This is a genomic window from Siccirubricoccus deserti (assembly GCF_014283215.1).
GTDB classification, from domain to species: domain Bacteria; phylum Pseudomonadota; class Alphaproteobacteria; order Acetobacterales; family Acetobacteraceae; genus Siccirubricoccus; species Siccirubricoccus deserti.
This window is the reverse complement of record NZ_JACOMF010000017.1, coordinates 37,622-60,872: the sequence shown is the minus strand read 5'-3', so window position 1 is coordinate 60,872 and position 23,251 is coordinate 37,622. Positions and strand designations below refer to the sequence as shown.

22 protein-coding genes are annotated in these 23,251 nt (G+C 71.8%); 13 read left to right on the top strand and 9 right to left on the bottom strand.

Translation table 11 applies throughout. The features are described from left to right. The first annotated feature begins 32 nt into the window (after window positions 1-32). On the top strand, window positions 33-482 hold the full coding sequence (locus H7965_RS15120; RefSeq protein ID WP_186771420.1) for a TadE/TadG family type IV pilus assembly protein: 450 nt from the start codon (window positions 33-35) through the stop codon (window positions 480-482). Window positions 483-539: 57 nt separating this feature from the next. On the opposite strand, the gene H7965_RS15115 is transcribed toward H7965_RS15120, so the two are convergent. Both H7965_RS15115 and H7965_RS15110 read right to left on the bottom strand, forming a co-directional pair. Continuing rightward, window positions 540-1,010: a TadE/TadG family type IV pilus assembly protein gene (locus tag H7965_RS15115; RefSeq protein WP_186771419.1), complete on the bottom strand. Its 471-nt coding sequence runs from the start codon at window positions 1,008-1,010 to the stop codon at window positions 540-542. A gap of 5 nt (window positions 1,011-1,015) precedes the next feature. After that, window positions 1,016-2,245, bottom strand: coding sequence for a pilus assembly protein TadG-related protein (locus tag H7965_RS15110; protein WP_186771418.1), 1,230 nt, complete (start codon window positions 2,243-2,245; stop codon window positions 1,016-1,018). 671 nt (window positions 2,246-2,916) lie between these two features. On the opposite strand from H7965_RS15110, the gene H7965_RS15105 reads away from it, so the two are divergent. After that, window positions 2,917-5,274 carry a putative bifunctional diguanylate cyclase/phosphodiesterase gene (locus H7965_RS15105; RefSeq protein ID WP_186771417.1) on the top strand — a complete coding sequence of 786 codons (2,358 nt, stop codon included), beginning with the start codon at window positions 2,917-2,919 and terminating at the stop codon, window positions 5,272-5,274. A gap of 113 nt (window positions 5,275-5,387) precedes the next feature. On the opposite strand, the gene H7965_RS15100 is transcribed toward H7965_RS15105, so the two are convergent. The 4 genes from H7965_RS15100 to H7965_RS15085 form a co-directional block, all read right to left on the bottom strand. After that, window positions 5,388-6,392, bottom strand: coding sequence for an SMP-30/gluconolactonase/LRE family protein (locus tag H7965_RS15100; protein ID WP_261394211.1), 1,005 nt, complete (start codon window positions 6,390-6,392; stop codon window positions 5,388-5,390). A 116-nt stretch (window positions 6,393-6,508) separates the two neighbouring features. Next, window positions 6,509-7,447, bottom strand: a complete 939-nt coding sequence (locus H7965_RS15095; RefSeq protein WP_186771416.1) for an NAD(P)-dependent oxidoreductase — start codon at window positions 7,445-7,447, stop codon at window positions 6,509-6,511. Continuing rightward, complete coding sequence (eno, locus tag H7965_RS15090; protein WP_186771415.1) at window positions 7,444-8,733, bottom strand: phosphopyruvate hydratase; 1,290 nt, start codon at window positions 8,731-8,733, stop codon at window positions 7,444-7,446. Before eno ends, H7965_RS15095 begins: the two co-directional genes overlap by 4 nt. After that, window positions 8,730-9,845 carry a phosphotransferase family protein gene (locus tag H7965_RS15085; protein WP_222440626.1) on the bottom strand — a complete coding sequence of 372 codons (1,116 nt, stop codon included), beginning with the start codon at window positions 9,843-9,845 and terminating at the stop codon, window positions 8,730-8,732. Before H7965_RS15085 ends, eno begins: the two co-directional genes overlap by 4 nt. Window positions 9,846-9,888: 43 nt before the next feature. Between H7965_RS15085 and H7965_RS15080 the strand changes: the two genes are divergently transcribed. The 6 genes from H7965_RS15080 (at window position 9,889) to H7965_RS15055 (ending at window position 15,431) form a co-directional block, all read left to right on the top strand. Then, on the top strand, window positions 9,889-10,788 hold the full coding sequence (locus tag H7965_RS15080; protein WP_186771414.1) for an ABC transporter substrate-binding protein: 900 nt from the start codon (window positions 9,889-9,891) through the stop codon (window positions 10,786-10,788). Beyond that, a complete protein-coding gene (locus tag H7965_RS15075) occupies window positions 10,785-11,519 on the top strand; it encodes a maleate cis-trans isomerase family protein (protein ID WP_186771413.1) in 735 nt (244 codons plus the stop codon). The genes H7965_RS15080 and H7965_RS15075 overlap by 4 nt, the downstream gene beginning before the upstream one ends. Window positions 11,520-11,637: 118 nt before the next feature. After that, complete coding sequence (locus tag H7965_RS15070; protein ID WP_186771412.1) at window positions 11,638-12,633, top strand: TRAP transporter substrate-binding protein; 996 nt, start codon at window positions 11,638-11,640, stop codon at window positions 12,631-12,633. Beyond that, on the top strand, window positions 12,633-13,130 hold the full coding sequence (locus H7965_RS15065; RefSeq protein ID WP_186771411.1) for a TRAP transporter small permease: 498 nt from the start codon (window positions 12,633-12,635) through the stop codon (window positions 13,128-13,130). The genes H7965_RS15070 and H7965_RS15065 overlap by 1 nt, the downstream gene beginning before the upstream one ends. Window positions 13,131-13,140: 10 nt before the next feature. After that, the gene (locus tag H7965_RS15060; RefSeq protein WP_186771410.1) at window positions 13,141-14,415 is read left to right on the top strand and encodes a TRAP transporter large permease; all 1,275 of its coding nucleotides are present in this window, start codon (window positions 13,141-13,143) and stop codon (window positions 14,413-14,415) included. Window positions 14,416-14,510: 95 nt separating this feature from the next. Beyond that, window positions 14,511-15,431 carry an NAD(P)-dependent oxidoreductase gene (locus tag H7965_RS15055; RefSeq protein ID WP_186771409.1) on the top strand — a complete coding sequence of 307 codons (921 nt, stop codon included), beginning with the start codon at window positions 14,511-14,513 and terminating at the stop codon, window positions 15,429-15,431. Between the two features lie 137 nt (window positions 15,432-15,568). On the opposite strand, the gene H7965_RS15050 is transcribed toward H7965_RS15055, so the two are convergent. Continuing rightward, a complete protein-coding gene (locus tag H7965_RS15050; RefSeq protein ID WP_186771408.1) occupies window positions 15,569-16,537 on the bottom strand; it encodes a Bug family tripartite tricarboxylate transporter substrate binding protein in 969 nt (322 codons plus the stop codon). Window positions 16,538-16,666: 129 nt separating this feature from the next. Here H7965_RS15050 and H7965_RS15045 point away from each other — a divergent pair, with 129 nt between their 5' ends. Next, window positions 16,667-17,530, top strand: coding sequence for an isocitrate lyase/PEP mutase family protein (locus H7965_RS15045; RefSeq protein WP_186771407.1), 864 nt, complete (start codon window positions 16,667-16,669; stop codon window positions 17,528-17,530). 76 nt (window positions 17,531-17,606) lie between these two features. Further along, window positions 17,607-18,359 carry an SDR family NAD(P)-dependent oxidoreductase gene (locus tag H7965_RS15040; RefSeq protein WP_186771406.1) on the top strand — a complete coding sequence of 251 codons (753 nt, stop codon included), beginning with the start codon at window positions 17,607-17,609 and terminating at the stop codon, window positions 18,357-18,359. Window positions 18,360-18,666: 307 nt separating this feature from the next. On the opposite strand, the gene H7965_RS15035 is transcribed toward H7965_RS15040, so the two are convergent. Continuing rightward, window positions 18,667-19,635 (bottom strand): pirin family protein, encoded by a 969-nt coding sequence (locus H7965_RS15035; protein WP_186771405.1) that lies wholly within the window; start codon window positions 19,633-19,635, stop codon window positions 18,667-18,669. A 178-nt stretch (window positions 19,636-19,813) separates the two neighbouring features. Continuing rightward, window positions 19,814-20,431: a prepilin peptidase gene (locus H7965_RS15030; protein ID WP_186771404.1), complete on the bottom strand. Its 618-nt coding sequence runs from the start codon at window positions 20,429-20,431 to the stop codon at window positions 19,814-19,816. 289 nt (window positions 20,432-20,720) lie between these two features. On the opposite strand from H7965_RS15030, the gene H7965_RS15025 reads away from it, so the two are divergent. From H7965_RS15025 to H7965_RS15015, 3 genes are read left to right on the top strand one after another with little or no spacing between them, the layout of a single operon-like run. Next, window positions 20,721-21,929 carry a hypothetical protein gene (locus H7965_RS15025; RefSeq protein ID WP_186771403.1) on the top strand — a complete coding sequence of 403 codons (1,209 nt, stop codon included), beginning with the start codon at window positions 20,721-20,723 and terminating at the stop codon, window positions 21,927-21,929. A gap of 15 nt (window positions 21,930-21,944) precedes the next feature. Continuing rightward, window positions 21,945-22,379: a type II secretion system major pseudopilin GspG gene (gspG, locus tag H7965_RS15020; protein ID WP_229682628.1), complete on the top strand. Its 435-nt coding sequence runs from the start codon at window positions 21,945-21,947 to the stop codon at window positions 22,377-22,379. Further along, window positions 22,373-23,209 (top strand): sterol desaturase family protein, encoded by an 837-nt coding sequence (locus H7965_RS15015; RefSeq protein WP_261394210.1) that lies wholly within the window; start codon window positions 22,373-22,375, stop codon window positions 23,207-23,209. Before gspG ends, H7965_RS15015 begins: the two co-directional genes overlap by 7 nt. Window positions 23,210-23,251 lie beyond the last annotated feature (42 nt).

Genomic DNA, 23,251 nt, shown 5'->3' with positions numbered 1-23,251 from the left:
CGGCTCAAGGCCGCAGCGAAGCAGGCCGTATGATGCCGATCCTGGACGGTCTGATGCGCCTCGGCCTTCGCCTGCCGGTGGTGGGGCGCCGCGGCGCCACGACCGCTGAATTCGCCCTCATCGGCGGCCCGCTCATGATGCTGCTGCTGGGCACCATCGAGCTCAGCCGCTACCTGCTCACCCTGGAGTCCGTCCGTACGGTCGCGGCGGAAGCGGCACGGACGGCAACCCTGCGCGGCAGCCAGAACATGAACGCCGGCAACCCGCCCTGTACCAACCTCAGCGGCGCGCTGGCCGTGGACGGCGCGAGGACGCCGTTCCTGGACACCGCCGTGCTGACGGTGGCGATGGCGAATTGCACGACCACGAACGGGGTCACCACCGTCACCATCACGGTGCGCTATCCCTTCACCTTCGCGCTGCCCTACTTCGGCGCCAACAACCGGCCCGTCGAGGAAACCACCCAGGGCATGTTCCACTGACGGCGCCAGGCCGACCACCGATGCGGAGCGGCGTAACCGGGTGCCCGGGTTCATGGCCTAGTGCAACCGGACTTCGACATTGCCCCGCAGGACGGCCAGGTTCGGGAACAGCGCGGCGGTCGCCGGCGAAATGAACCGGAAGGGCTGGGTCGCCGTGACCGAGAGCCGGAGGATCGGCGCGAAGCTCACGCCATTCACCACGCAGACACCGGTGGTGCAATTGGCCGCGCTGCCGTCGTCGCAGCTGCAGGAGGCGACGGTTGACTCGACCGTCACATCCGTCCAGCCCGGCAGCGCGTCACGCACCTTCTGGGCGATGGCGGCCGACCCCTGCGGGTCGAAGAAGGCGTATTGCGCGCCGGTCCGCGCGGCGTACTCCAGCCGAGTGGTACGCCACATGGCACCGCCGACATCGATCACGGTGAACAGCACCAGTGCGGCGATTGGCGCGATCAGCGCGAATTCCGTGGCCGCCAGACCGGATCGGCTACGGAGCGGGTGACGTTCGGTTTCGGTGGGGCGCCGCATTGCCGCTACTCCACCAGCCGCGCGGCCCGGGTGGTCGGCACGGCAGTGCTGTAATTGGGGCAATCGGAGACATCGAAGCGGTACTTGGCAACGCTGCTGATCTCCACCGTGCCGGCGACCAGGGCCAGGCAGCCGGTGGTGGCGGTGGAGCTAAGGCTGTTGATCTTCGCATAGGCGCGCGGAAAATAGATGCCGCCGCGCAGATCGAAGGTCGCCACGCTATGCAGGTGCAGCGTCGGGTCGTCGCTGGAGCCGCTCGGGGTTGCGGAGGGGACGCGATAGAACAGCACGCCAGCGTAGTCCGGATCGGTGGCGCTGGTAGGGGCGGACATGGTCACTTTGGAGGTGCTGCTGATGCTGAGCGAGCCTGGCGAGGTGCCGGTGAAGACGAAGGTGCAGCCGGCGCAGTTGAAGCCCGAACCGTTGCCGATCGTCAGGGACCCGTTCTGGAACACGTAGATGCCCGGCGATAAGGTCATGCCATCTCCGATGGAGAGGGTGACCGAGCTGCAATAGGCGCGATTGGGCCCGGTGGGCGCGATCGGGACTTTTGTGTCTGGCGGTGCGGTGAGGCAACTGGCGCCGCTGACGGTGGGGCGCGCCATGTTGTCGAGGTAGGCATAGGGGTTGCTCACCGGCGGTGCGTGTTCGCGTATTTCGCCGATGCTGTAACGCTTGTCGGTGCATCCGTTGCAGGTGCCCATGGCGGTGACCATCGGCGTCGTCACCGAGGAAAGCGATCCAATGTTCACCGAAGCGCCCGGCGCGTTGGACGCGACCGCGCAACCCGGGGCCTCGAAGCTGCCACCATTCTTGATCGTGACGCTGCCGGTAAGCGCCACCACGCAGGCCGGCACCCGACCGAAGAGCAGCGCTACCGCGCGCGAGGCAACAACCGTTGTGGTCCGCCGCGTCATCAGGCTGCTGAGCGGGAGGGGGATCGATTTGCTGATCTGCACCTCGAAGGCGAAGTCATTGCCGGCGGCGACCCCCGCGCTGGGCGGATTGTTGACCGTCACCCCGTCGGTGAAGCCGTTGCGCCGCGCCACTTCAGTGGCCGCGGCCAGCGCCGCTTCCCGACCGCGGTACTGGTAGGCGGAGGCCGCGGCGATCGCCGCCGCATCGGCGCCGCTCTGCGCGTTGCGCCGGGTCAGGTAGAGCAGGCCGCCCTCGGTCGCCAACGCCGCCGAGCAGACCAGGACGGTGGCAATGACGGCGAACATCGCCGCGACCAAGCCGCGACGGTCACGCAGGCAGGCAGCGGTGCCCGGCCATCGCCATGTCCGCGACCCGAAGGACGGCCGGTGCCGCGGGCATGGCGTCCGCCGGTTTTCGCGTGAAGGAAGCAGGTTCACGCCTAAGCGATTGCAGATTCCAAAGCACTTTGCAATCGGAGGTTTCTTTACACGGCAGAACACCCGAGTGCCCGGCAAGGGCCGATCTGCATCAACCCACGGATGTAACCGTCCTGAATGCGATCAGCCTGCGCGGCTGGCCAGGCCGTTGCCGTGAATAGGGAGAGGCCGACACAGCGCCGCCGCCGTTGCCGGGCTCGGATGGCGAGCCACGTCATGCACGATTGCGTGAGGCTGGTGCTGGCGATGGGCGCCATTGGCTGCCCCTTTGAAGCTGTCCGGCCTTGGATTCGTAAACTCTCGGGCAACAGCCCATAGGTTACCAGGACATAATCTGAAAGAGCGCCTGAGCAACTATCGGTTGCGACATGCTGCCCGGATGAGCATTCTTGCGGGTCATTCCTTCTGGGAAAATAAAGCGCTGGTCCATGCCGAATCCCTTCGGTGAAGTACTTCGGCGGATGCGCGATTCGCTCGCGCGGCGGCCCGGAGAGGAAACCGGAACGGTTTCCTCAGCAGCCCCTTCGCGCGGGACATGGTGGTCCGCACCGGTGGGATACCTGCGGGAGGCCTGGCGCCCGCGCGGGGCGCGCTGGCTGGTGCTGGCCGCGAGCGGAGGGAGCGTCGCCGCCGCCCTCGCCGCCGGTGTGCTGCTGACGCATCTGCGCCAGCGCACCATCGCCGATGCGGAACGCGAGCTGACCAACCTGGCGCTGGTGCTGGCGCAGCATACCGAGAACAGCTTCCGCTCGGTCGAGCTGCTGCAGGACGGGCTGGTCGAGATGATCGACGCCATGCACATCCAGGGCACCGAGCAGTTCAACGAGCGGCTTTCCACCTTTGCGGTGAACCGTGATCTCCGTACCCGGATCCTGGCGCTGCCGCAGGTCGAGGCGGTGTTCCTCACCAACGCCGACGGCCTGACCATCGCCTCCACCCGTGCCTGGCCGCAGCCGATCTTCTCGATCGCCGACCGGCCGCACTTCAAGGTGCTGCGCGACAATCCGGAGCTGGAAAGCTACCTCGCGCCGCCGGCCCAGAATTTCCAGACCGGCACCTGGAACATCTATCTCACGCGGCGGCTGAAGGGGGCCGACGGCAGCTTCCTCGGGATCGTCGGGGTTGGCCTCAGCCTGGCACAGCTTGAGAATTTCCTCGGCCGGATCACCATCGGCCGGGAGAGTTCCATCTCGCTCTGGCGGCACGACGGCATCCTCATGGCCCGGCATCCGCCGGCCGTCGAAGCGATCGGGCAGGTCCGCCCGCGCATGGTGCCGACCTTCCGGGACATCCTGTCGCATCGGTACAGCGGCACGGCGCAGGCGGCGGGGTGGCTGGACGGCAGGGCACGGGTGATCGCCGCGCGGGCGATGGCGGATTACCCGGTGGTGGTGACGGTGACCCGCACCATCGACGAGGTGCTCAGCCTGTGGCGGCGGCAGGCGGCCTACGCCATCGGCGGCATCCTGCTGCTGCTGGCCGTCAGCATCGGCGCGATCGTGCTCGGCATCCGCCACCTGCGCAACCACGAGATGCTGGAGCAGGCGCGCGCCAACCTGCGCCTGATCGAGGAGCAGCGCCGCAGCGAGGCGCAGCTCACCTACCTGGCGCATCACGACCCGCTCACCGGCCTGGCCAACCGGGTCCTGCTGCGGAAACGCCTCGATGCCGCGCTGGCGCATGAGCAGCCCGACAAGGCCTGTGCGGTGCTCTGCCTCGACCTCGACCATTTCAAGGCCATCAACGATACGCTGGGCCGCGCGGTCGGCGACCTGCTGTTGCAGGAGGTCGCCAGACGCATCAAGGCGGAGGTACGCGAGGCGGACACCATCGCCCGGCTCGGCGGCGATGAATTCGCCATCGTGCAGACCGGCATCCGCCAGCCGCGCGACGCCGCCATCCTGGCCCAGCGCCTGGTCGAGACCCTGGGCGCGCCCTTCGATCTCGACGGGCACCATGTCATCGTCGGCGCCAGCATCGGCATCGCCGCCGTCGCCGGCGACATGGTCAACCCCGACCAGCTGCTGCAGAACGCCGACATGGCGCTGTACCGCGCCAAGGCCAACGGACGGGGCTGCCACTGCTTCTTCGAACCCGAGATGAACCTGCATGCGCAGATCCGGCGGACCCTGCGACTCGACCTGCGCCGCGCGCTCGACGCCAGGGAGTTCGAGCTGTTCTACCAGCCCCAGGTCAACGTCCGGACGCGGAAGGTAGGCACCCTGGAAGCGCTGCTGCGCTGGCGCCACCCCGAGAGCGGGCTGGTCGCGCCCGACCGCGTCATCCCGCTGGTCGAGGAGATCGGCCTCATCGTGCCGCTGGGTGAATGGGTGCTCGAACAGGCCTGCGCCGCAGCGGCCGGCTGGCCGGGGCAGGAGAAGGTCTCGGTCAACCTTTCCCCCGTCCAATTCACCAGCGCGCGGCTGGTCGCGGTCGTCACCTCGGCGTTGCAGGCCTCAGGTCTCGAGGCATCGCGGCTGGAGTTGGAGATCACCGAATCGGTGCTGATGCGCGACACCGAATCGACCCTGGCGACGCTGCACCGGCTGAAGCAGCTCGGCGTCTCCATCGCGCTGGATGATTTCGGCACCGGCTACTCGTCGCTGAGCTACCTGCAGCGCTTCCCCTTCGACAAGGTGAAGATCGACAAGAGCTTCGTCTCCAGCCTCGGCCGGACCGCGGCAAGCACGGCCATCGTGCGCGCGGTGACCGAGCTCTGCATGGCGCTTGGCATGTCGACCACGGCCGAAGGGGTGGAGACCGAGGCGCAGCATGCGGCACTGGTCGCCCTCGGCTGCACCGATCTGCAGGGCTATTTGTTCAGCCGCCCCTGCCCGGCCGAGGAGGTGCCCGCGCTGCTGCAGAAGCTGAATGGCGCCGCCGCCGAGGCCAGGGCCATCGCCGGTTAGGGCGGCTTCACGCAGGCGGGAAAGAGCCTGCGTGGAAACCGTCATGGCCGGCTCAAGCCCGCCATGACGGGGTGCCGGAGGGGCTTGGGGCCCTACGCCCGGACCAACGCGGTTCAGCCGCCCGGATTGCCCTGCGCCTCGACGTAGAGCGCGTAGACCGACTGGCTGGCGGTCATAAACAGGCGGTTCCGCTTGCGGCCGCCGAAGCAGAGGTTGGCGCAGCGCTCCGGCAGCAGGATGCGGCCGATCAGCGTGCCGTCCGGGGCGAAGACCGCCACGCCATCCTGGCCCTCGCCGCCGGAGAAGGCGGCCCAGACATTGCCCTCGGTGTCGCAGCGGATGCCATCGGCGAAGCCCGGGGTGCCATCGAAGAACTGCCTTCCGTTCACCGCGCGGCCGTCGACGATGTCGTAGACCCAGGTGGTCTTGGTGCCGCTCGGCGTGTCGACGACATAGAGCCGCTTCTCATCGGGCGAGAAGCACAAGCCGTTGGGCCGCTTCATGTCGCCCACCGCGATGGTCATCCCGCCGCTCTCGGGGTCCAGCCGGTAGACCCGGAAGGGCAGCTCCGCCGGCGCCTTGTCGCCCAGGTAGTTGCCGCGGATGCCGGCGCCATTGTCGCTGAACCAGATCGAGCCGTCGGATTTCACCACCACGTCGTTCGGCCCGGTCAGCCTGGTGCCCTCGAAATGCGAGGCGAGCACGGTGACGGTGCCGTCATGCTCGGTGCGGGTGAGGGTGCGGCTGCCGAGTTCGCAGCTCAGCAGCCTGCCCTGGCGGTCCCGCGTATTGCCGTCGGGGTTGCCCGCCGGGCGGCGCAGGGTGGCGACGGTGCCGGTGACCTCGCACCAGCGCAGCAGCGCGTCATTCGGGATGTCGGAGAACAGCAGATACTGGCCATCGCCGTAATAGGCCGGCCCCTCGGTGAAGCGGAAGCCGGTGGCGATGCGCTCGATTGCCGCATGGCCCAGCATCATCGCCTCGAAGCGCGGATCGAGCACGACGATGTCCGGATCCGGGTAGCGGATCGGCGCGCTGCGGTCCCAGCGCGAGCTTCTGCCACCTTCCGCGGCGCGCGGCGCATCCGCGCGTTCCATTCCCGTGATTCCCCGAGGCATGCTGCGTCTCCTTCCCTTGTGCCGCGGCTTCGCCGCCACGGCGCGCGCGCGATTGGACACCGCGACGCGCCCGGCTGCAAACCCGCGCGGCGGTGACGCAGCGCAGCCCTCGATGCTCAGGCCACCCGGTGCAGCAGCGGCTGTCCCGTGCCGAGGCGCCGGCAATTCTCCGCCGCCAGCGCCAGGCTGCGGTCGAAGGTGCCATCCGTCAGCCAGCCGACATGCGGCGTCAGCACCACATTCGGCAGGGCGAGCAGCGGGTCGGCCGGATCGATCGGCTCGGCGGCGAAGACGTCCAGCCCGGCGGCGGCCAGCCGGTTGCTGCGCAGCGCCGCCACCAGCGCCGCCTGGTCCACCAGCCCGCCGCGCGCGGTGTTCACCAGCACCGCGCCGGGCTTCATCCGCGCCAGCGCGGCGGCATCGATCATCCGCTCCGTCTCCGCCGTCAGCGGCAGATGCAGCGAGACGACGTCGGACTCCGCCAGCAGCGCCTCCAGCGGCCGCCATTCGCCCGGCGCGTCCGGCTTCGGCGCGCGGCTGGTGTAGCGGATGCGGGCGCCGAGCGCGGCCAGTGCCGGCGCCAGGGCCCGCGGCACCGCGCCGTAGCCGACCAGCCCGACCACCCGTCCGCCCAGCTCGCCGAGGCTGTCCTGCACCGCCGGGTCCAGCGACCAGCCGCGCCCCGCCCGCACCGCGACGTCGAAGCGGCTCGCCTGGCGCAGCGCGCCGAGCATCAGCAGCAGGGTCAGCTCCGCCACCGCCCGCGCATTGGTGCCGGGCAGGTTGCACACCGCGATGCCGCGCGCCCGCGCCGCGTCGAGGTCGATGGTGTTCACCCCGACACCGATCTTCTGGATCAGCCTGAGCTTCGGCGCCGCCGCGATCACCGCCGCGGTCGCCGGCTGCAGCACATGCCACAGCACCTCGGCCTCCTGCATCAGCGCCGCGAAGCGCGCCTCCTCCGCTTCCGGGCAGACGCTCACCTCCAGCCCCTCGAGCGCCGCCAGCCGGGCGGCGAGCGCCGGCCCGGCGGCGTAGTGGAATACCACCTTCACCGGCGGGACCGCCCGAGGCGGGTGCCGCCGGCGAAGCGCGACCGCGCGCCTAGCGCCTCCTCGATCCGCAGCGCCGCGTTCCACTTCGCCATGCGCTCGGAGCGCGCGAAGGAGCCGACCTTGAGCTGGCCGACGCCCCAGCCGATGGCGAGATCGACGATGGTGACATCCTCCGTCTCACCGGAGCGGGCGGAGACGATGCCGGCATAGCCGAGTTCCCGCGCTGCATCCCAGGCGGCGCGGGTCTCGCTCAAGGTGCCGCGCTGATTGGGCTTGATCAGCACGGTGTTGGCGGCGCCGGCGGCGGCGGCGGCGCGAAGCCGCGCGGCGTCGGTCACCAGGAAATCATCGCCCACCACCTGCACCCGGTCGCCGACGGCGCGGGTGAAGGCGGCGAAGCCTTCGGCATCATCCTCGGCCAGCGGATCCTCGATGGAGGCGATGGGATAGGCGTCGATCCAGCCGGTCAGCAGGTCGATCATCCCGCCGGTGTCCAGCGTGCGACCCTCCAGCCCAAGCTTGTACCGGCCGCCTCGGCCGAATTCCGAAGCCGCGATGTCGAGGGCGATGGCCACCTGCCGGCCCGGCGCGAAGCCCGCCTGCTCGATCGCCCGCACCAGCATCTCCAGCGCCTGTTCATTGGCCGAGAAGGCCGGCCACCAGCCGCCCTCGTCGGCCACGCCCTGCAAGCCGCCGGCCTGCTTCATCAGCGCCCCGGCGGCACGGTAGACCTCGGCGGTCCAGTCCAGCGCCTCGGCGAAGCTGCCGGCGGCGGGGCACATCACCAGGAAATCCTGCACATCGACCCGCCGGCCCGCATGCGCGCCGCCGCCGAAGATCTGTATCTGCGGCAGCGGCATCAGGGTCGCCGCCTCGCCGCCGAGATGGCGGTAGAGCGGCTGGCCGGCCGCCGCCGCCGCGGCATGGGCGGCGGCCATGGAGACGCTCAGCAGGGCATTGGCGCCGAGGCGCGACTTGTCCGGCGTGCCGTCCAGCGCGATCAGCCGCGCATCCAACCCCGTCTGATCGGCCGCATCCATGCCGCGCAGCGCCGGCGCCAGCACCTCATTCACCGCCGCCACCGCGCGGGTCACGTCATAGCCACCGAAGGCCGCGCCGCCGTCCCGCAGATCGAGTGCCTCGCCGGAGCCGGTGGAGGCGCCGGCCGGAGCGATGGCCCTGCCCATGGCGCCGCCGGCGAGCACCATCTCGGCCTCCACCGTCGGCCGGCCGCGGCTGTCCCAGACCCGGCGGCCCCGCATCGAGGCGATCGCGGTTGTGCTCATCGCTCCAACTCCTCCCCCCAGGCGGCCCGGACGGCGCCGAGCCGCTCGACCGGCGCCGCCAGCAGCGCCCGCGCCACCCGCCGCACCCGGTCCTTGTCCCTCTCCGCGGTCAGGTACTCGACCGGGCTCTTGCCGTCGACCCGGGCGAGGAACAGCCCGGGCAGCAGATGCGCGGTGCGGGCCTCGATCGCCGCCGCCGGCTCCCAATCCACTCCAGCCAGGTAGGTGCTGGCGAGGGCGTCGAAGCAGGCCAGGAAGCCGGCGCGGACGGCCGGCGTCCAGAGGCATTTCAGCAGCAGATGGTTGAGGCAGAAGGCCAGGTCGAAGGCCGGGTCGCCCCACCAGGCGCATTCGGCGTCGAGGAACACCGGCCCGCCTGGACCGTCCAGGATGTTCTTCGGGCTGACGTCGCCATGGACCAGCGCCCGCTTCGTGCCGGCGGTGGTCGCCACCAGCGCCTCCAGCGCCGCGGCGCGATCGGGGTGGGCGCGGGCGGCGGCCAGCAGATAGGGCTCCAGCCGGATGGCGTGGAAGATGGCATCGGTCGGGAATTCCGCGGCGACCGTGGGATCGGCGGCGGTCGCGGCATGGATGCGCGCCAGCCGCCGCGCCACCTCGGCGGCGAAGCCGGGGTCGGCGTGGCCATCGCGCAGGCGGGATTTCCACAGCGCGTTCTTGGCCGGCGGCAGCCATTCCATCGCCAGCGCCCCGGTCGCCTCGTCCTGGCCGAGCAAAGCCGGCACGGCCCCGGGCGCCGCGGCGGCGGCGCGGCGCATCCAGCGGGCCTCGTAGAGATTGCGCGATACCGGCGCCCGCCAGTCGGCGGCGACCTTCAGCTTCGGCAGGGCGCGCTTGACGCAGACCTCTCCCCGGCCGGGCAGCGTCACCCGCCAGATGTCGGAGGAGACGCCGCCGGTCAGCGGCTCGCCCTGCACCGCCACCCCGGGCGGCAGCAGTCCCATCGCGCGCAGCCCGGCGAGGATCTCGGCCGGCGGGGAGGGGGGCGGCAGCGTGTCGGAGGGCATGGTCATGGCTTCGCAGAGGCGGGACGCCAGCCTGCCGCGCCGCCGCCGGCCGGTCCAGCCATGCCGCCGCCGGTTTGACAGCGGCACCCGGAGGATGCTGAAGGGGCGCCAACCCGCCCAGGACCACGCCATGCTGCCGCTGACCCTAGCCGTCGTCTCCCGCAACTACTTCAACCTGCCGGCCTGGATCGCCCTGCATGCCGGCCTCTTCGCGGCGGAGGGGCTGGAGGTCCGGATCGACCACATCGAGGGCATCGAGGAGGTGAACGACCGGCTGCGCGACGGCCGCGCCCAGCTCGCATACGGCGTCACCGAGCATGTCATCCTGGACGCCGAGGCCGGCGGCCGCCAGCGGATCATCGGCGGCAACGTCAACCGCCTGCCCTTCTCCTTCATCGGCCGGGCCGGCCTGCGCGACTACGCCGACCTGCGCGGCAGGCGGATCGGCGTCTCCTCGCTGCGGGCCGGCTCCTCCTCGCTGATCATCAAGCTGCTGGCGGCACGCGGGCTGCGCTATCCGGAGGATTTCACCCTGGTGCCCTGCGGGCCGATCCTGGCGCGCTGGGACATGCTGCGCAGCGGCGAGATCGACGCCGGGCTGCAGGGCGCGCCGCTCGACCAGATCGCGCTGGACCAGGGCTTCGTCTCGCTCGGCAACCCGCGCGAGGAAGTGCCGGATTTCCAGTTCACCAGCCTCGACGTGGATGCCGGCTGGGCGGAGGCCAACCGCGACACCATGCTGCGCTTCTGCCGCGCCTTCCTGCGCGCGCATGAGCGCTTCTACACCGACCAGGCCACCGCCAGCCGCCTCGCCATGCAGGAATCCGGCATCGCCCAGCGCTACGCCGACCGCGCCTGGGAGCAGTACACCCGCGAGGCGATCTTCCCGCGCGACGGCGAGGCCAGCGAGGCCGGGGTGCAGGCGCTGATCGACATCAGCGCGCTGATCCGCGACCTGCCCGCCCGGCCGCGCCGCGCCGCCGACTACATCGACCGCGGCTGGCTGGCGGCGGCCCGGGCGTCCCTGTGACCGCGCCGGCCGGCATCGACTACGGCGACCGCGGCCGCATCGGCTTCCTCGTGCCATCCGGCAATTCGGTGGCGGAGCCGGAGCTGCACGCCATGCTGCCGCGTGGTGTCACCGGGCTGGTGACGCGGCTGGAGCTGCGCGGCAGCAGCGAGGCGGAGCTGCTGAAGATGGCGGAAGGGCTGGAAGCCGCCGCAAGGCTGCTGGCGGATGCGCAGCCGGCGCTGATCGGCTTCCACTGCACCGCCGTCTCCACCTTCGCCCCGGCCATGGCCGAGGACATCCGCCGGCGCATCGAGGCGGCGGCCGGCCTGCCGGCCTGCGCCACCGCCGATGGCATCGTCACGGCGCTGGCGCTGCTCGGCGTGCGCCGGCTGCTGCTGGTCACGCCCTATATCCAGCCGGTGCATGACCGGGAGATCGGCTTCCTCGCCAGCCATGGCATCGAGACCATCGGCGGCGGCTGCCTCGGCGTCGCCACCAATGCCGAGATGGCGCGCATCCCGCCGGCGACCATCGCCGCCCAGGCGCGGGCGGCCGCTGCCGCGGCGCCGGGCGCCGCCGCCTGCTTCATCAGCTGCACCGCCATCCGCAGCGCCGGGCTGATCGCGCCGCTGGAGGCGGAACTCGGCATGCCGGTGCTGACCAGCAACCAGATCATGGCCTGGCACGTCACCCGCCGGCTGGGGCTGGCGGATGCGGTGCCCGGCTTCGGCGCGCTGATGCGACGCTAGCGCCTGCCCGCCCGCAGCCGGGCTCATCGAGCGCATGCGGCAGGCGCCCGGCCGGCCCTGCCATCGTTTGTTCCGCCTTGCGTAGGCGGTATGGTTCCATCGACCGGAGGAGATCCCCATGTCCCTGATCACCCGACGCGGCCTCGGCGCCGCAACCCTGCTGTCCGGCCTGGCCCCGGCCGTGCTGCGCGCCCAGCAGAAGACCGTGCTGCGCCTCGGCTGGACCAGTGGCGACGGCGCCAACGACCCCTATGCGGCGGGCGCCCGCGCCTTCCAGAAGGCGCTGGCGGCCAGGGTTGGCGACCGTATCGAGGTCCAGCTCTACCCCAATCGCGCCATCGGCGACGAACGGCCGATGCTGGACGGCATGCGGCTCGGCACCGTCGACATGGGCGTCATCACCAATGCGGTGATCGCCCAGATAGAGCAGGCCTTCCAGCTGGTCGACATGCCCTTCCTGTTCGGCAGCGAGGCGCAGGCCCATCAGGTGCTGGACGGCAATGTCGGCGAGCAGCTGCGGCAGAAGCTGGACGCCAAGGGGGTGATCCCGATCGGCTACATGGAAGGCGGCTTCCGCCACATGATCAACAATGTCCGGCCGGTGGTGAAGCCGGAAGACCTGCAGGGCATCAAATTCCGCGTGCTGCAGAGCCCGATCTTCATCGAGATGTACCGCAGCCTGGGCGGCAATGCCGTGCCGATGGCCTGGGGCGAGACCTTCACCGCGGTGCAGCAGGGCGCCATCGACGGGCTGGAGATCCCGCTCGGCGTTATCGACCAGAACAAATACTACGAGGTGACCAAGTACCTCTCGCTCACCGGCCATATCTACAGCATGAACGGGCTGCTGATCTCGAAGCGCAGCTTCGGCCGGCTGCCGGCCGACCTGAAGGCTGCGGTCACCGAGGCCGGCGCCGAGGCGACGCGGGAGCAGCGCCGGAGCAATGCCGCAGCCCAGGCCGCTTTCCGCGAGAGCCTGGCGCGCAACGGCATGCAGGTGAATGAGGTGCCGGACAAGGCGGCGTTCCGCCGCGCGGTGATGCCGATGTATGAGCGCTTCCGCGCCCAGATCGGCGCCGACATCGTCCGCGACGCGCTGGCGGCCGTGCAGTAATGCGGTGGCTCGGGGCGCTTGCCGGTGGCGTGGCCTGGCTCACCCGCGCCAGCGTCGGGCTGGCCGCGGCGCTGATGCTGCTGTGCATCAGCTACCAGGTGCTGATGCGCTATGTCTTCGGCGACACCCCGAGCTGGTCCGAGGAGCTGGCGGTGCTGTTCTTCAGCTGGAGCGTGCTCGGCGGGCTGGCGCTCGGCGTGCACGAGGGCTGGCATGTCCGGCTGACCCTGCTGCCGGAGCTGCTGCCCGCCGGCCTCCGCGCCTGGACCGAGCGGGTGACGGAGCTGGTCACCGCCGCGCTCGGCCTTTTCCTCGCCTGGAGCGGCTGGCGCTTCCTCGACATGACCTCGGGCAGCGTCTCGGCCGCCATCGGCTACCCGATCGAGATCCTCAACATCCTGGCGCCGATCTGCGGCGGGCTGATGGCGCTGTTCGGGCTGGAGCGCGCGCTGCGGCCGGCCGAGCGCCTCACCGCGCGGATCGAGGCTGCCGCATGAGCATGACCCCGTGAGCATTACCTCCTGGTGCCTGACCGCCGGCTTCGCCTGGCTGGTCGCGCTCGGCTTCCCCTTCGCCATTGCCATCGGCCTGGCGATGACCGCGGCGCTGGTGCTGGCCGATATCGAGCCCGCCTTCCTGGCGCAGGCCGTCATCAGCGGGGCGCAGCAATACAGCCTGCTGGCGATTCCGCTGTTCATGCTGGCCGGCGAGCTGATGACCGCCGGCGGGCTGTCGCAGCGGCTGGTGGATTTCGCCAGTACGCTGGTGCGCCACCGCACCGGCGGCCTCGCCATGGTGGCGGTGCTGGCGGCGCTGGTGTTCTCCGCCATCTCCGGCAGCGCCCCGGCGACCACCGCGGCGATCGGCGCCATCCTGATCCCGGCCATGGCGCGGGCCGGCTACAGCCCGGCCTTCGCGGCGTCCATCGCGGTGAGCGCCGGCGTGCTGGGGCCGCTGATCCCGCCCTCCATCGCCTTCATCATCTGGGGCATCATCGCCGAGCAATCGATCAGCCGCCTCTTCCTCTCGGGCATCGTCCCCGGCATCACCCTGGCTCTCGGGCTGCTGGTGATTTGCTGGGTGCATGCCAAGCGGAACAACGTGCCACGGCTGCCGCGCGCCAGCATGGCCGAGACCTGGCGCGCCTTCCACGAGGGGAAGTGGGCGCTGGCCTCGCCGCTGGTGGTGCTGGGCGGCATCTACGGCGGCATCGTCACCCCGACCGAGGCGGCGGCGGTCTCCTGCATCTACGCGCTGCTGATCGGCCTGTTCGTCGAGCGCAAGCTGCGGCCGGCGCAGCTTCCCGCGATCTTCGCCCAGGCGATGCGGACCAGCGGCATCGTCTGCGCCATCATCGCCGTCTCCTCCGGCTTCGGCATCCTGGTGGCGCAGGAGCAGATCGCGCTGCACTTCGCCCAGTGGATGGCGCAGAGCATCGAGCAGAAATGGCTGGCGCTGGCGGCGCTCAACATCGCCTTCTTCCTGCTGGCGGCGGTGATGGACGAGATCGCCATCATGGTCATCCTCGGCCCGATGCTGATCGCCATCGCCACCCGCTTCGGGGTGGACCCGGTCCATTTCGGCGCGATCATCGTCACCAACGTCTCCATCGGCATGGCGGCGCCGCCGATCGGCTATTGCCTGTTCATCGGCATGGCGATCAGCAAGCTCAGCCTCGGCCAGATCTCCCGCGCCATCTGGCCGCAGATCCTGCTGATGCTGGCGGTGCTGTTCCTCACCACCTACGTGCCTTCCTTCGCGCTGCTGCTGCAGCCGCGCTGAGGCCCAGGTCGCGCGGGGCGGCGCCGCCCCGCGTGACAGCAATGCCCTGTCCTTGCATGCTGCCGCCCGGCAAAAGCAAGGGGAGGGGCATGGCCATGTCCGACAGCACTGCGATGGGCAAGACCGGCTTCGTCGGCCTCGGCAACATGGGCGGGCCGATGGCCCGCAACCTGCTGAAGGCCGGCGTGAAGCTGGTGGTGCACGACATCGACGCGCGCAAGGTGCAGGCGCTCTCGGCCGCCGGGGCCGAGGTCGCGGCGACGCCCCAGGCGGTGGCGCGGGAGACCACGCGCTCCATCTGCCTGGTCGAGACCACCGCCCAGGCCGAGGCGGTGATCGCCGGCGCCACCGGCTTCCTGCACGGCGCCCGGCGTGGCCACATCGTCATCTGCATGAGCACCATCGACCCCTTCGCCCTGCGGCGCATGGGCGAGGCGCTGGCCGGACAGGGCATCACCCTGCTGGACGCGCCGGTCAGCGGCGGCACCACCGGCGCCGCGGCCGGGACGCTCTCGGTCATCGTCGGCGGCCCGGCCGAGGGCTTCGCCGCCTGCGAGGACCTGTTCCGCGCCATGGGGCGCAACGTCTTCCACGTCGGCGCGCTCGGCAACGGGCTGGCGATGAAGCTGCTCAACAACATGCTGCTGCAGGTCAACACCGTGGCGGTGGCCGAGGCCCTGGTGCTCGGCACCAAGGCGGGGCTCGACCCGCGGCAGATCGAGCAGGTGGTCAGCGTCAGCACCGGCCACAGCCAGGCCTTCGCGCGCAGCGCGCCGCGGATGATCGGGCGGGACTTCTCCGCCTCCGGCACCACCGACATCTCCTTCAAGGATCAGGAGCTGGAGACCGGCTTCGCCAAAGCGCTCGGCGTGCCCATCCTGCTCGCCAACCTCACCCAGCAGGTCTACCAGATGGCGCGCGCCGCGGGGTACGGGAAGGAAGACGGCTCCTCCGTCGTCAAGGTGCTGGAGCGCCTGGCCGGCGTCACCGTGGGCGGCGAGCCGCCGCGGTCATAGCGCCGGCCGCGGCCCATCTCGGCTCAGGCGCCGCTGCGATACATCCATCGGTGCGGGGTGCATCATGCAATGGAGGTTCCGCCCGCACTTGCCTTGGTCGTGGTCAGCAGGCGCGGGTATGATGCGCCACGCCGCCGTCAGTCCGGCTTGACGCCGGCCTTGGCCACCACCTCCCGCCATTTGGCGATCTCGCGCCGGATGAGCGCGGCATAATCCGCCGGGCTGCCGGCCATGATGCTGTAGCCCATGGCGGTGAGCCGCGCCGCCAGCTCCGGCTCCGCCGCCGGCCGCACCAGCAGCGCATTCAGCCGGGCCAGGATCGCGGCCGGCACGCCGGCGGGGGCGATGACGCCGAAGACCGATTGGGTGTCCATCGCCGGCATGCCGAGCTCGGCGAAGGTCGGCACCTCCGGCAATGCGGGACTGCGGCGTTCCCCGGTCACGGCCAGGGCGCGCAGCAGCCCGCCCTCGATCTGCCCCTTGGCCGAGGGGATGGCGCTGAACCCGTAGGGCACCTCATTCGCCGCCACCGCGGCATTCGCCGGCGCCGCCCCACGATAGCCGACCAGCGAGAACTCCACCCCACCGGCCAGTTGCAGCTGCACCGAGGCAAGGTGGTTGGCGGTGCCATTGCCGGCATGGGCGAAGGGAACCTCGCCCGGCTTCGCCTTCGCCGCGGCCAGCAGCCCGGCCAGGTCGCGCGCCGCCGCCCCGGGGCTGGCCAGCAGCACATGCGGCGAGGCCGCCACGGCACCGACGGCGACCAGGTCGCGTTCCGTGTCATAGGGCAGGCGGCTGCCGTAGAGGCCGGGGTTGGTCACCAGCGCCAGATCCACCACGCCGAGGGTATGGCCATCCGGCGCCGCCATCGCCACCGCCTGGGTGCCGGGGATGGAGGCGCCGCCGCCGCGGTTCTCCACCACGAAGGACTGGCCGCTGGCCGCCGCCGCCTGCTGCGCCACCAGCCGGGCGGTGATGTCGGTGCCGCCGCCCGCGGCATAGGGGACGATCAGCCGCACGGTGCGGCTGGGGAAGCCCTGGGCGCGGGCGATGGCCGGCGCGGCCAGCAAGGTGACGGCGGTTCCGAGCATCTGTCGGCGCTGCATGATGGTTCCTCCGGTTTGTCGCCGGTATAAATCCGATCCTTGCCGCCGTCATGGCGCCCGGCGCGGGTTGGTCGGCAAGCGGAACCGGCCTACCGTGCCGGGGCGAAACCAAATCCGAGGAAACCCGTCATGACCGCCCCCGAACGCCTGCGCGCCCTGCTGGCCGAACCCGGCCTCGTCGTCATGCCGGCGGTGTGGGACGGGCTGACCGCCAAGCTCGCTGCCGCCGCCGGCTTCCAGACCGCCTTCCTCTCCGGATCCTGCGTCGCCGCCAGCCGGCTCGGCGGGCCCGACCTCGACCTGATCTCCTTCGGCGAGATGTTCGACAGCTTCACCATGGTCCACAACGCCGCGCCGGCGACGCTGGTGCTGGCCGATGGCGACCATGGCTACGGCAATCCGATGAACGTCCAGCGCACCGTCCGCGCCTATGGCCGCGCCGGCGCCGCCGCCATCCTGATCGAGGACAAGATCACCCCGCGCGCCCTGACCGCCGCCGGCAAGCCCTGCCTGCCGCGCGAGGAGGCCCGGATGAAGATCCGCGCGGCCGTCGAGGCGGCGAAGGAGAGCGGCATCCTCGTCCTCGCTCGCACCGATTGCCGCCCGACCCAGGGCATCGACGAGGCGGTGGCGCGGATCGAGATGTATGTGGCGGAGGGCGCCGACATCCTCTTCCTCGACAGCCCGGCTGATGACGCGGAGATCCGCCGCGCCGTCGAGGCGGCGCAGGGCCGGCCCTCCTTCGCCGTGCTCTCCCCCGGCGCCGGCCGGGCCAGCCCGTCGCAGGAGCAGGCGGCGGCGCTCGGCTTCAAGATCGGCACCTTCCCGACCGGCATGCTCTCTCCGGCGGCGGCCGGGATGCAGGCCGGGCTGGCGGCGCTGGCGGCGGGCAAGGCCGAGGCGGCGAGTGCGCTGCCGGGGGCCGAGCTGCGCGACATCCTCGGCTACGGCGACTACGACGCGCAGGCGAAGCGCTTCATCCGGCAGGGGTAGGGCGCCGCCCGGCGGGGCGCTTGCGCGCCGCCGGGGCCGGTGGTCTACGCAGCGTCACGCAGAGGGGGAGACGGCCATGGCAGGAGTCCTGGACGGCAAGGTCGCGCTGGTCACCGGCGCGGGCAAGAACATCGGCCGCGCCATCGCGCTGCAACTTGCTCGCGACGGCGCCACGATCGTCGTCAACGGCCGCTCCGACCAGGCGGCGATTGAGGCGGTGGCGGAGGACATCCGCGCCGCAGGTGGCAAGGCCATTGCCCATCTCGCCGATGTCACCGACCAGGACGCGGTCGCCGCCATGGTCGCCCGCGCCGAGGCCGAGCTGGGCGGCATCGACATCGCCGTGGCCAATGCCGGGCTGCGGCGGCAGACGCCCTTCCTGCAGATCTCGCTCGCCGAGTGGCGGGAGATCCTCTCGGTGGCGCTCGACGGGGCCTTCATCCTCTCCCAGGCGGTGGTGCCGCAGATGATCCGCCGCGGCGGCGGCGCCATCGTCGGGCTTTCCGGCATCTCCACCCATATCGGCACGCCGAACCGGCCGCATGTCTCGGCCTCCAAGGCGGGGCTGGAGGGGCTGATGCGGGCGCTGGCGGTGGAACTGGCGCCGCATGGCATCCGCTGCAACGCGGTGGCGCCCGGCAGCATCGACACGGTGCGCGGCGCCTCGGCCGGGGCACAGCCGAGCACGATCCGGGTGGAGGGCGTGCCGCTGCGCCGCCGCGGCACGGTGGAGGAGATCGCCGGCGTGGTCCGCATGCTGGTCGGGCCGGAGGGCGGCTACGTCACCGGCCAGACCATCCATGTGAACGGCGGGGCCTTCCTGACCTGATCCGGAGGAGAGGGGGCGGACCTGCCCATCCTCCGTCATGCACGGGTTGACCCGTGCACCACGCCGGCCGCTGGATCGATGAGGTAGGGCGGGCCCGTCCCGCCGCTCGCCACCAACCCGGCGCCATGCAGCACGCCAGCGGCGTCCGCATCTTCGGGCTGGCGGTCGGATGACTGGTCCACGGCCTGCTGTCAGACCGCTTCGGCCGCCGCGCGGTGCTGATGCTCGGCCTGTTGCTCCACATCGCATCGGGCCTTGCCGCGGCCCTCGCGCGCCTGGCGGGTGCGCCCCGCCGGCGGCGATTCCTTCAACTGGTCGGCGAGCCCTCGCTGGGCCGGACCGCGGCGCGCAGCCGTACCCGGTCCTCCGGCAGCGGGATGAACTCCGCCTCATCGCCCGGCACCTTGGCGAAGCGGCCGCCCTGCCAATCCGCCTTCGCCTGCTCGATCCGCTCGCGGCTGGAGGCGACGAAATTCCAGAACAGGTAGCGCGGCCCATCCATTGCCGCGCCGCCGAGCAGCAGCAGCCGCGCCCCCGCCGGCCCGGCCCGCAGCGCCAGCTTGTCACCGGCGCGGAACACCAGCATCCGCCCGGCTTCGAAGCTGTCGCCGGCCACGGTCACCGTGCCGTCCAGCACATAGGCGGCGCGCTCCTCATGGCCATCCGGCAGCGGCAGGGCGGCGCCCGGCGCCAGCGCCGCATCGGCGTAGAACAGTGGCGAGGAGACCTGCACCGGCGAGACCAGCCCCCAGCCCTCGCCGGCGATCAGCCGCATGCGCACCCCGCCATCCTCGACGGCGGGCAGGGTTTCGGCGGCGTGGTGGACGAAGCCGGGCGCGGTCTCCTCGGCGGATTTCGGCAGCGCCACCCAGGCCTGGATGCCGAACAGCCGGTTGGTCGCCTGGCGCAGCGCCGGATCGGTCCGCTCGGAATGGGCGATGCCGCGCCCTGCGGTCATCCAATTCACCGCGCCGGGCAGGATCGGCTGGCGCGAGCCGAGGCTGTCGCGGTGCAGGATCGAGCCGTCGAACAGATAGGTCACGGTCGACAGCCCGATATGCGGATGCGGCCGGACGTCGAGACCCTTGCCGGCGAGGAACTCCCCCGGCCCCATCTGGTCGAAGAAGATGAAGGGGCCGACCATCTGCCGCTCCTTCGCCGGCAGGGCGCGGCGTACCTCGAAGCCGCCGACGTCATGCGCCCGCGGCAGCAGCACGAGTTCGACGCCATGTGGCGCGGCGGGGCATTCGGGGTCTTCGGCGGGCTGCCAGCTCATGACCTGGGCTCCGGAGGTTGAGGGCAGGGCATAGGCGCGCGAGCGAAGGCCAACCATCCGGCCCCCGCCGGCGCCAAGCTTAGCCGCCCCTGCCGCGGGCCAAAGGAAAATCGCCGGGACATGCCCGCCGCCCTTCTCATCACCGGCGCCCATGCCGGCGCCTCCCCGGCGGTGGCACCTACAGGCCGGCCGCCCAGGCCGTGACACCGCCGCCGATGATCCAGGTCACCCAGGCCGCCGCGGCCAGCGCCGGGGCGAAGGGCAGCGCGGTTTGGCGATCGGGTAGCCGGCCCCGCAGCAGCACCGCCAGCAGCGCCCCGGTCGAGGCCAGCGCCAGCACCGGCCCGATTCCGTCCGGCCCGACCCAGGCCCCGGCGGCGCCGAGCACCCAGGCATCGCCGCGGCCCAGCCCGTCCTGCCCGCGCAACCGGCGGAAGCCCCACTCCACCGCCCGGCACAGCCCGTAGCCGAGCGCCGCCCCGGCCAGCGCGGCGGGCAGCGCCGCCTCGACCGCCGCCAGCCCCAGCCCGAGCAGGGTGAGCGGCGCCGCCAGCGCGGCGTGGACGATGCCAGCCTGCTGGTCGAGCCACGCTATGGCGAGCAGCAGCGTGGCGAAGGCGGCGGCGGCGGGCCAGGCGGAGGGCGGCAGGGTCATCGCCAGCGGTGCCAGCACCCCGCCTCCGGCCAGCAGCGGCGCCATGCCGGCCGGCCCAGCGCCCAGCCAGCGGGCGAGGGCCGCAGCGGCGGCGGCCAGGCCGGCGCCGGCCAGCACGGCGGCGACCGCCCCGAATGCCATCGAAAACTGCATGGACATGGCTTCGCCGATCCCGTCCCGGTTGAAGTCGCCGCGACCGGCCGCACGGTATTCCAGTCCCGCATCCAAGCGAAATGACATCAACCTGCTCTCACGCTGAAATGAAACCGGTCCATTTTGTGATCGTTTTTTAAGAGAAAGTGAGCAGACAGAACAACCGCATCCGTTACCTAAATGACCCGTTCCTGCCCGGGGAGGGGTGGCGTTGTGCTGTTCCGTTACTCGGGCGTCCACATGCCGTATTGATGTGTTTCTTGAGGCCGGAGTCGGGATGATCGAAGCTGCCCTCGCAGTCGCGCTGGCGGCTGGCCGCGTCGCCATCGGTTCTGCCGGGCAGGCCATGTGTCAAGTAGCGCGCTCCGCCGGAGCGCGGCGCAGGCCGCCGCGCCGCGCGGCGCCTCTGCTTGCCGTCCTGCTGCTCGCCGCGGCGGCACCGGGCGGCCGGGCGCCCGGCGACACCATGCCGCACCATGCGCCGGGGCTGGAGGATGACGCGCCGCGCCTCGCCCGGCCGCGCGCGATGGACCAGCCAGGGATGGCGGCGGACCGGGTGCGGCTCGGCCTGCTGCTGCCGACCGGGGCGCGTGGCGCCGCCTTCGCCGCCGCCTTCGGCCAGGCGCTGGCGGCGGCGGCGCCGGCCGGCGTGTTCGGCCGGCGGATCGAAGTCCTGCCCGTCTTCGCCGACGATGAAGCCGCGGCCGCCAGGGCCGGGGCGTCGCTGGCCAGCGAGGTCCTCGCCCTGGTCTCGGGCCTGGCGGAGGCACCGCAGGCGGCGGTGCAGGCGGCGGCGGGCGCCATACCCCTGCTCGGCCCGCGGCCGGCGTTGGAAGCCTCGCCCTGGGCCTTCGCCCTGTTGCCCGGGGTGGTGGAGGAGGCGGTGGCGCTGCTCCGGGCGGTGCCGGGTCAAGCGGTAATCCTGGCTGGTGACGCGGCCGAGCGGCAGCTGGCGGCGCGCATCGTCGGGCGCCTCGCCGCCTCGGGCGGCACCGCGCCACGCGTGATCGACCCGGCGGCACTGCCCGGCACCGAGGCGGCGGCGGTGCTGCTGCTGGCCACGCCGATGGAGCTTGCGGCGGCGGCGACGCCGCTCCGGGATGCGGCGATGCCGGTGCTGGTGCCCGGCTCGCGCGGCGGCCTGGCCGCCATGGCGGCGGCGGAGGCGCTCGGCCGGCCGGTGCTGGTCGGGCTCGGCGTCTCGTCGGCGACGGGGGAGGGCGCTGCCCGGGACCGCTTCCTGGCCGGAGAGGCGGCGCAGACCGGGCTCACCGGCCGGCTCGGCCATGCGGCGGGGGAGGTGGTGGTGGAGGCGCTGCGCCGCGCCGGCCCAGGGCTGACGCGGGAGGCGCTGCGGGTGGGCCTTGCCGGACCGGCCTTCGAGACCGGCGCGCTGCCGCCGCTGCGGCTGGCCGACGGCGCGGCGATCCGACTGATCCAGGTGGATGCCGCCGGCCGAATTCTTCCCGGCCCGGTGGCGGAATAGGGACGAGGTGGCATGATGCGGCAGCAGAAAACGGCAGGGCGCGCGCGGCGCGCCGGCTTCACCCTGATCGAGCTTCTCGTCGTCCTGGTCATCCTCGGGCTGCTGGCGGCGGTCGCCGCGCCACAGGCGATGCGCTACCTCGGCGGCGCGAAGCATGATGCGGCGAAGCTGCAATTGCAGGGCATCGCCACCGCCATCGACCTCTACCGGCTGGACATCGGCCGCTACCCGACACGGGAGGAGGGGCTGGCGGCGCTGGTGCAGCGTCCGCCGGGGCAGCAGCGCTGGAACGGCCCCTACATCCGCCGCGCGGAGCAATTGCAGGACCCATGGCATCGCCCCTGGCGCTACCGGGTGCCGGGCGAGCACGGCGCCTACGACCTGTTCAGCCTCGGCGCCGACGACCGGCCCGGCGGCGGTGGCGAGGATCGCGACGTGACCAGTTGGTAACCGGCAGGCAAGGGCTGGCCGCCCCGGCCGGCCAGCCCCATCTTGCCGCCATGCCGCATGAGCCCTTCGTCCGCCTGGGCATCTTCCTTGGGGTGCTGGCCGCCCTGCTGCTGGCGGAACGGCGGTGGCCCTGGCGCCGAGCCAGCCGGGCGCGCTGGCCGGGCAACCTCGGCCTCGGCCTGCTGGGAGCGCTCGCGGTGCGCGCCACCGTGCCGGCGGCGGCGGTCGGCGCCGCGCTCTGGGCGGAGGCGCGGGGCCTCGGCCTGCTGCCCTGGCTCGGCGTGCCGGGGTGGGTGGCGGTGCCCGTCACCCTGCTGGCGCTCGACCTGCTGATCTACGCCCAGCACCGGGTCACCCATGCGGTGCCCGCGCTGTGGCGGCTGCACCGGGTGCACCATGCCGATCCGGCGCTCGACGCCACCACCGGGCTGCGCTTCCACCCGCTGGAGATCCTGCTCTCCATGGCGCTGAAGATGGCGGCGGTGGTGGCGCTGGGCGCGCCGCCGGTGGCGGTGCTGGCCTTCGAGGTGCTGCTGAACGCCACCACCATGTTCAACCATGCCGCCATCCGCCTGCCGCCGCGGCTGGAGCGGCTGCTGCGGCTGGTGGTGGTGACGCCGGAGATGCACCGCACCCATCATTCCGAGCAGCCGGCCGAGACCGACAGCTGCTTCGGCTTCTGCCTGCCCTGGTGGGACCGGCTGTTCGGCAGCTACCGCGCCGCCCCCGCGGCCGGCGAGGCGGTGGTGATCGGCCTGCCCGGCTGGCGCGCCCCGGCGCACCAGCGACTGGACCGGCTGCTGCTGCAGCCGGTGCGGCAGGCACCGTAACACGAACCGGGTTGATCGTGACCGATCAACCACCCCCCCGTC